Genomic DNA, 8,213 nt, shown 5'->3' on the forward strand with positions numbered 1-8,213 from the left:
GGTCTTCGATCCCCTTACAAAACCGTCGCTTGCATCCGCATGCTCCGGTTTTGCGCGGCCGTCCATGGCCGCGATGCCGGCTTCTTGCGAAGCCGTCATACCTGAATCCTGCAACGGTGTGTTGCGACGAAGGGATGGGAAAGTTGAACTGACCAACGAGTTGGCCAACCCGGAACGACTCGAAGGACGGTCATCTGTTCCATGAGTCAATTCTGGGCGGTCTCCTGTCACCAAGTCCAGTCCGATGGTCCGCACCACTGGAGGAGGAATGCACCTAGCCTCGAACGCCGGGCCGATTACCGTGATCAAGTGCTTGCAAGTCCCTGGTTTTCGATCTGTTCCTCCGCACCGTCGAGCATCGGCGCCTGGGGCTCGGCGGCGCCGTTGCCATGAGCATGAAGGGGATCATCGTCGGCGCCCGCAGCATGAACGAGAGCCTGACCACCACCGACCAGATGCTCTCCATGCTGGCGCAACTCAAGCGCTGATCCGGGCGCCTGCCGATGCGCGGTGGCGCGCCCGGCGGAAGGCCCCCCGGCGGATGGCCCCTTCTGCACCGCCTTGCAGATCGCTGTCTGCAGGGCCTGCTCATGATCAGACCGCAAGCAGTCCGGCCATGGACGTTTTGCTCGACGGGAATCGAAGGGCACGGCCTTCGGTTCCCTTACAAATCCGTCGGTTGTGTCTGCGGCCTCCGGTTTTGCGCGGCACGACAACGCCGCGACGATGGTTTCTTGCGAAACCATCATGTCGTTTTGATTTTGTTGATTCGTCGGGCAGTCTTCCTTCTCCATATTTTCGTCTCAATACCCTATGCAGCATCCAGGTGGAATATGACGAATGATCGACTTAATCCATTTATCAGGCGCATTCTCAAGGATATGGAGGAGTTCGAGGCAGGGGCCAGCGTTGCGGATACAGGAGCAGGAGCCCGCCGTGAGGGTGCACAGTTTGAACAACTCATCAGGGAAATGTGGATCTCGCTCGGCGATGCCGCGCGGGATGCGGGTGCCAAATACGATCTTGTGCGCGGTCCAGGCACTCGGTGTTTTGCCAAATTGACGATCGGTGGCCGGTCCCTTTTTATTCCGGCTCCACATGATGATGGGGTGTCATGTTCCGGGCAACGTCCCCGATGGTTGGAAACTCGATTCAAGATTTCTGACCTCGTTGCGAGGTTCCCGGGAGAGGATCATGCAGTGCGCGAATACGCCCCGGATTCCGGGCGGTTCTCTGGGCAGGGTTACCTTGCCATCTACGATCGGCTGGCCACCATCTTCGACGATACCGTCGTCCTTGTCGAGAATGGTGTTCTGCGCGAGAAGGTCCTGCTCGAGTACAAGACGGCCAAATCGAGCTCCGGGGATCGGATCGACGGCAATGCGCATGAACGCTTGTCGTTTCAGATAATGCAGTACCTCGAGGTTGCAACACAATATACCAGATGTTCCTTCTTTGTGTTGGCAAACGGGGCTTTCGTAAGATATCGCAACAAGTACCACGTGAGCTTCCATATGCAGGCCGATCGTCTATCGAACTTCGCCTGGTTTACAATGAGGTATGCATGCACCCTTCCCGAGTACGAGCGGTTCCTGAATGAACTTTTGGCTTGGCTGTTCGATGGTGCCTTGGTGAAGGGATAGCGGTTCGTGATCAAATACATCGGCTCCAAGCGCAAGCTCGTACCTCTCATCGTGGATGTGATTCGCCGCACAGGTCGCGGCCAGACGGTCGTCGACCTGTTCTCGGGGACGTCCCGAGTCGGCCATGCACTGAAGGCGGCCGGCTATCGTGTTCTTGCCAACGACCACAACGCCTATGCCGAAGTGCTCGCCAGGTGTTATGTGCAGGCGGATGCAGAGGATGTTCTGGACGATGCGCGCAAACTCATCCGGGAATTCAACCAACTCCGTGGATCGCCCGGATATTTCACCGAGACATTCTGCATACACTCCCGTTTCTTCCAGCCGAAGAACGGTGAACGCATCGACGCGATTCGGGAGGCCATCGCAAGAAAAGGACTCGACCCCGAACTGGAGGCGGTCGTGCTCGTTTCCCTGATGGAGGCGGCGGATCGTGTCGATTCCACCACCGGTGTCCAGATGGCCTATCTGAAAAAGTGGGCACCGCGATCCTACAACGAACTGGAACTGCGTGTTCCGAATGTTCTCCCCCGGGCGCGTGCGGGGAAAGGGCGGAGTTTCTGTATGGACGCGCTGGAAGCCGCTCGCCGTCTGGAAGGGGACGTAATATATCTCGACCCGCCATACAACCAGCACTCCTATCTGGGCAACTACCATGTTTGGGAGACATTAGTACGTTGGGACAAGCCCGAGGTCTACGGCGTCGCCTGCAAGCGCGTGGATGTTCGGGGACGTCGCAGCGTGTTCAACTCCCGGCCGCGATTCGCCGCGGCGATGCATGAACTCCTGATGCGGGTACGGGCGTCGGTCGTAGTGGTGTCCTTCAATAACGAGGGGTTTCTCACCCGAGATGAAATCCAATGCATGCTCGGGAGTCTCTGGGATGGCAATGCCCATCTTGCCGTCATCCAGAGAGACTACAAGCGGTATGTCGGCGCGCAGATCGGCATACATAACCTCCAGGGGGAAAAGGTGGGACGGGTCAGCCATCTTCGAAACAAGGAGTTTGTTTATGTTGCGTCGCGCATGCCCGTCGCGGATGAGCTTTTGGACATTGCCGCGGAGCCGCGCAGTCGTCAGATGGAACTCAATATGATTGGTGTCGTACCATAGAAGAAGCCATCGGTCGCGGCCCTGGATTCCACGCAAAACAGGGAGCTGCTCGCGTGGAAGAGCTGTTTTGCAGGGCGATCGAAGGCCGATCTCTTCGATTGTCGTCACGCAAACGGTCCATGGACGGACTTCCTGCGGCCTGATCATCGTTGATGGAATCGCAAAAAGTCCGTCCGTGGACTTTTTGCTCGACGGGGATCGAAGAGCGCGGTCTGCGATCCCCCTTACAAATCCGTCGGTTGCAAGCGCAACCTCCGGATTTGCGCGACCCTCCTGGTCGCGGATGCCGGCTTCTTGCGAAGCCGTCATCGTTGCCGATGGTGGTCGAGGGTCGCGGCGCCGTCTTGCGAACCCATCAAGCGCCCGGCTAGCCTTTTCGCCTCCGTGCGGCGGCGTCGCGATCCGGCGGCCGCTTGTCGACTTGTCAACGCTGGAGATCCATCTTGCACATCCGCATCGCCACCCGCCGTTCGCCGCTCGCTCTGTGGCAGGCCAACCATGTCGCCGCGCTGTTGCGTCGGCATGAACCGGCGGTCACCACCGAGCTGGTTCGGATCACCACCCGCGGGGACAAGATTCTCGACGTGCCGCTGGCCAAGGTCGGGGGCAAGGGGCTCTTCACCAAGGAGATCGATCTGGCGCTGGCCGACGGACGGGCGGACATCGCCGTCCATTCGATGAAGGATGTGCCGACCCAACTGCCGCCGGGGATGTCGATCGTCGCCACCCCCGAGCGGGCCGATCCCCACGACATGATCGCCACGCGGCAGGGATGTGGGCTGGAGGGGTTACCGGCGGGGGCGCGTGTAGGCAGTTCCAGCCTGCGCCGGATCTGCCAGCTCAAGCAGCGCTTCCCCCATCTGCGATGCGTACCGATCCGGGGCAGCGTGCAGACACGGCTGCGGAAGCTGGATGGGGAGGTCGATGCGGTGATCCTCGCCGCCGCCGGCGTGCGGCGTCTCGGGTTGGAGGAGCGCATGGACGGGGTGATTCCCGTCGACCTGATGTTGCCGGCGGTGGCGCAGGGGACACTGGGGATCCAGAGCCGCGACGACCGCCCGGAGCTCAACCGGCTGGTCGCCCGCCTCGACCACGCGGAGACGGCGGACCGCACCCGGGCCGAGCGCGCCTTCCTCGCCCGGTTGGAGGGGGGCTGTCAGGTGCCGATCGCCGCCTATGCGGAGCTGCGGGGCGACGAGTTGCTGTTGCGCGGCATGATCGGCGAGGAGGATGGCTCCCGCCTGCTCCACCAGTCGATCCGTGGCCCGCGCGGCGAGGCGGAGACGCTGGGGCGCCGGTTGGCCGACCGGCTGCTCGACGCCGGCGGGCGCGAGATCCTGGCGCGGGTCTACGCGGCGGGGGGGAGCGGTGCGTAGGGCGGTTGTATGCGGATGGGCGGTGCTGTTGCTGTTGGCCGGTTGCGCCACCGACAAGCCGTCGCTGACCGAGCAGGCGGAGCTCGACTACAACAAGGCCAAGAGGATGGTCGAGGCCAAGCGCTACGGTGAGGCGACCGCCTTTCTCGACCACTTCACCGCCAAACACCCCTACAGCAAGTATGCGCCGATGGCCGAGCTGTTGCGCATCTACGCCGCCTATATGGGCGACGAGGTGATCCTCTCCGAGGTGCTGGCCGAGCGTTTCCTCAAGCAGCACCCGGCCTATCGCGACCGTGACTACGCCATGTACATGCTGGCGATGAGCCACTACAAGGAGCGCTCCGATCCCGAGCGCGACGCCACCCATACGATGAAGGCGATCGAGGTGTTTCGCCGGCTGGAGCGGGAGTATCCGAAGTCGCCCTACGCCGCGGACGGCCGGCGCAGGCTGCAACAGCTCTACAACGAGTTGGCCGGCCACGAGCTGACCGTGGCGCGCTACTACTTCGATCACCGCCGCTATGTCGCGGCGGCCAATCGGGCGCAGGTAGTGCTGGAGAAGTACCAGACCTCGCCGCAGATCGAGGAGGCGCTCTACCTGCTGGGGATGAGCTACTACCGGTTGGGGTTGCGCGACAGCGCCGGAGAGGTGGCGCAGCTTCTGGCGCACAACTACCCCGACAGCCGGTGGCGTCGGCGGCTGGCCGAGGCGCTGGCCGGAGGGTAGCGGCTGCGGGTCCCTTTTTTTTGTCGTGGCTCGGGCTAGCGTTGGGCCTCGATCGGCACGGCAGCGCATGCGGCTGCCGGCGCTCGAAAACAAATCGGATCATCCAACGCAAGGAGGAGGGCTTCGCGAGAAGCCGCTGTCGCGGCCACGGAGGGCCGTGCGGATCCGCGGTTGCGATGTGCGCCCGTGGATCGGATGCGGGGAAGCGGCGGGGGATGCCCCTTGCGACCCGCGGCGGGCAGAAGATGGTTCATGGAGGAACGTGTTGCGATGCATGACAAGGAGTAGGAGTATGTGGAACAAGGCAAGGATTTCTTTTGTGGCGATCGCCCTGGCCGGGGCGGCCTCCCTCGCCACCACCCCCGCGCAGGCGGCGGAGACCTCGGCGGGGGCCAAGATCGGTGTGCTCAACTGTGATACGGTGCCCAACACCAGCTTCACCTTGTTGATCCATTCGACGGTCGGTGTGAAGTGTGTCTTCAAGTCGAGCCAGGGGATCGTCGAGCACTACAAGGGGGAGACCGGTGTCGGATTGGGCATCGACCTGCATGCCGACCGTCAGACCCATACCGCCTATACGGTGCTGGCGGCCGACTTCAAGAAGGGCGAGTATCAGCTGGCCGGCAAGTATGTCGGTGCCGGTGGTTCCGCCTCGGTGGGGGTCGGGGTCGGCGCCCATGCCTTGATCGGCGGCAACAACAAGAGCATCACCCTCAACCCCGTGGCGATCTCCGGTCAGAAGGGCTTCGGTGTCGAGGGGGGATTGACCTACCTCTACCTGGAGCCGGATCGCGCTGCCGACAAGAAGTAGCGCCCGCTCCCGCGCGCGAAGCCCCATGGCGGCCGGATCCGCCATGGGGCTTTTCCGTCCCTGCGGCCTCCGTCGCCGGCCGCAGGGTGTGCGTTGCGCCGGCGCTGGATCGCCCGGGCTCTTCCGTGCTCTGCACCGGCCGGGCTCGCTCTCTTTCCCCCTCTCTGATTGCGCGTGAACAGCCGGCCGCGGCTGCAGAAGGAGTGCTGCTTCAACCGTCCGTTCGGCCGGCCGGCCTGTCGCAGCTGCGCCGAGGTCTGCCCGGCCGAGGCGATCGGCTGGGACGACGAAGGGATGCCGCGGTTGGACGATGCGCGCTGCACCGGCTGCATGGCCTGCGTGGCGCGATGTCCTGGCGACGCCTGGCAGGATCAGGGTTGGGATCTCCTCCGGCTGCGGCGTCAGGCGGCGTTGGTGGTGGCGCGCGGCCGCAGCCTGCTGCATGTGCGTTGCAGCGCGGCCGGGGAGGGGGCGTGTGATGCCCGGGTCACTTGCCACGGCGGCTGGGATGCCCTGGCTTTGGCGGTGATCGCCGCCGAGGGGGTGACACGGCTGGCGTTGCACGGGGTGGAGGCGTGCGCCCGTTGCCCCCGCCGTTACGGAGGCAGCGTGGTGCAGGAGCAGATGGAGCACTACCGGACGCTTAGCCGCGGCATGGTGCTCCGACTGGAGCTGGGATCGGTGGAGGGGGCGGATGGGGCGGAGGAGCCGACACGGCGCCGCTTCTTCCGGCGGCTTTTGCCGGCGCTGGCGCAGGGTGCCGCTTCCGTGGTGGCCGCGGCCCGTCGGCCGGAGGTGGAGGAGGAGTGCGAGGTGGCTGATGGCCGCCGTCCGCCGCTCCGCCTGCGGCTCTTCGTCCGGGCGCTGGAGCGGCCGCATCCCAGCTTTACGCCGGTGCCCGCCTCCCTGCCGCTGCCGCTGGGGTCGATCCAGGTGAGCGACGCCTGTGACGGCTGTGGGGCGTGTGTTGCCTGTTGTCCCGTGGATGTCTTGGGCTTGCGCCGCTTCGGCGCCGGGACTATCCTTGAGTTCGACGCCGCCGCCTGCGTCGGCTGCGCCATCTGTCTGCCCCGCTGCCCGCAATCGGCCATCACGATGCTGCCGGCGGTCTCCCTGCCGGCCATGTCCGCGCGGCGGCCGCGCCCGCTGGCGCTGGTGGCGCAGGAGGGAGATGGCCCGGGCGGTTGACCCTCCGATGGGATGGTGAATCGCGCCCGCGATGGGTCTCGGGCGGCGGTGGATGGCAGGTCCATGGAGGGGCCTTTGGTGATGGGGTGTCATGGCGGAGTTGGAGCAACAGGGGATCGTGCTGCAGTCCCAGAAAGGGACGGGGCGCAGCGAAGCGGTGATGCGTCTCTACCGCTTCGGCGAGGCGGAGCGCAGGATGCGTGCGATCCGGACGCTGCTGCTCTTCTGGCTGATCGCCGCCGTCTCGGTGTTGATCCCGATCGCCCACTTCATCCTGGTGCCGGGCTTTCTCATCGGCGGGGTGGTGGCAGCACGGCGCGTATGGCACCGCGCCGCCGAGGGGGTGGATGTCTCGGGGGGGTGTCCGGCCTGCGGGCGGGAGATCACCATCGATCTGGAGAAGCAGGCCGATCTGCCGCAGTGGCACGACTGTCCGCACTGCGGCGATCCGCTGGAGCTTGCCGCCGCCGAATGAGCCCGCCTCGGTGCGATCGCAAGCGGCCTGAGGCCCCTCTTCATGGACGATTCATCTTCGGCGTCGGAGCGTCGCGCCCATGATGGCCGCATCCAGGGCTCGGATCTTCCTCTCCCGTCTGCTGGCAGCGCTGCTGGTGGTGCAGGGGGCGTTGGCCGGCCTCTGCCTGATGACGCCCGCCGTCCATGCCGCGGATCGGGCCGGCCTGAGTGATGTTTCCTCCCAGGCGGTGGGCATGGGTGTATGTGCGAAGGAGCACGCTTCTCATGACCTGTCCGATCAAGCCGGTGCCTGCCTCCATTGCGCGCAGCCCGATCAGGCATGGGGCGCGCCGTCGCCGTTGCCGACTGATGGGGCGTGGGTGCTGCTGCCGATGCCGCGCTCGGTTGTGGCGCGGGATGCGCCGCAGGTTGGCGCGCTGCTCGCATCGGTGTTGCCCGATCCCGGCGGCTCTGCCGGCGATCGCGCGCTTCTTTTCCATCTGATTCCCAGAATCCGCATCTGATCCTCCCTTTTTGCTGATACCGCAGCCCTGTTGACGGGCTGTGGCGGGCGCGTTGTTGCGCCGCGCCGGCTTTTCGTCTTCCGGCGATTCCAGCTCAGGGAGTGATGCGATGTATTCTGTTTTTTCGAGCCGTGGCCCGATCGTGGGCGGTCTGGCGGCTACTCTGTTGTTGCTCTCCACACCGGCTCTGGCCGGGGGTGGCGATGATCCGCCGCCGTTGCCCCTCTCCGAGGCCGAGCGGTTGGTGCTCTCCCGGAATCCGGCGCTGGCCGCCGCCGATGCGAACGCTGCGGCGCTGGCGGCCGTGCCGCCGCAGGTTGGCGCGCTGCCCGATCCGCAGTTGTCGTTCAAGGCGCTCAACCTGCCGGTCGA

At 64.8% G+C, this 8,213-nt stretch carries 9 protein-coding genes; all 9 read left to right on the forward strand.

Going from position 1 to position 8,213, the window contains the following annotated elements:
• Positions 1-1,199: 1,199 nt before the first annotated feature.
• A complete protein-coding gene (locus D6682_01885) occupies positions 1,200-1,643 on the forward strand; it encodes a hypothetical protein (GenBank protein RMH52448.1) in 444 nt (147 codons plus the stop codon).
• 6 nt (positions 1,644-1,649) lie between these two features.
• Positions 1,650-2,756: a DNA methyltransferase gene (locus D6682_01890; protein ID RMH52449.1), complete on the forward strand. Its 1,107-nt coding sequence runs from the start codon at positions 1,650-1,652 to the stop codon at positions 2,754-2,756.
• Positions 2,757-3,196: 440 nt separating this feature from the next.
• Positions 3,197-4,132 (forward strand): hydroxymethylbilane synthase, encoded by a 936-nt coding sequence (locus D6682_01895; GenBank protein ID RMH52456.1) that lies wholly within the window; start codon positions 3,197-3,199, stop codon positions 4,130-4,132.
• Positions 4,017-4,862 (forward strand): outer membrane protein assembly factor BamD, encoded by an 846-nt coding sequence (locus tag D6682_01900; protein RMH52450.1) that lies wholly within the window; start codon positions 4,017-4,019, stop codon positions 4,860-4,862. Before D6682_01895 ends, D6682_01900 begins: the two co-directional genes overlap by 116 nt.
• Before the next feature lie 67 nt (positions 4,863-4,929).
• On the forward strand, positions 4,930-5,673 hold the full coding sequence (locus D6682_01905; protein ID RMH52451.1) for a DUF992 domain-containing protein: 744 nt from the start codon (positions 4,930-4,932) through the stop codon (positions 5,671-5,673).
• Between the two features lie 168 nt (positions 5,674-5,841).
• Entirely contained in the window at positions 5,842-6,861 is a 1,020-nt protein-coding gene (locus D6682_01910; protein RMH52452.1) for a 4Fe-4S dicluster domain-containing protein, read from the forward strand.
• 91 nt (positions 6,862-6,952) lie between these two features.
• A complete protein-coding gene (locus D6682_01915) occupies positions 6,953-7,336 on the forward strand; it encodes a hypothetical protein (protein RMH52453.1) in 384 nt (127 codons plus the stop codon).
• A 79-nt stretch (positions 7,337-7,415) separates the two neighbouring features.
• Entirely contained in the window at positions 7,416-7,841 is a 426-nt protein-coding gene (locus D6682_01920; protein RMH52454.1) for a hypothetical protein, read from the forward strand.
• 166 nt (positions 7,842-8,007) lie between these two features.
• On the forward strand, positions 8,008-8,213 hold a 206-nt coding region (locus D6682_01925), incomplete at its 3' end, for a transporter (GenBank protein RMH52455.1).

It is taken from the genome of Zetaproteobacteria bacterium (assembly GCA_003696765.1).
GTDB lineage: Bacteria > Pseudomonadota > Zetaproteobacteria > Mariprofundales > J009 > RFFX01.

Excerpts from the sequence above, each read along its gene's own strand:
- D6682_01905 (RMH52451.1), top strand. The coding sequence starts at position 4,930 with ATGCGGCTGCCGGCGCTCGAAAACAAATCGGATCATCCAACGCAAGGA.
- D6682_01915 (RMH52453.1), top strand. The coding sequence starts at position 6,953 with ATGGCGGAGTTGGAGCAACAGGGGATCGTGCTGCAGTCCCAGAAAGGG.
- D6682_01920 (RMH52454.1), top strand. The coding sequence starts at position 7,416 with ATGATGGCCGCATCCAGGGCTCGGATCTTCCTCTCCCGTCTGCTGGCA.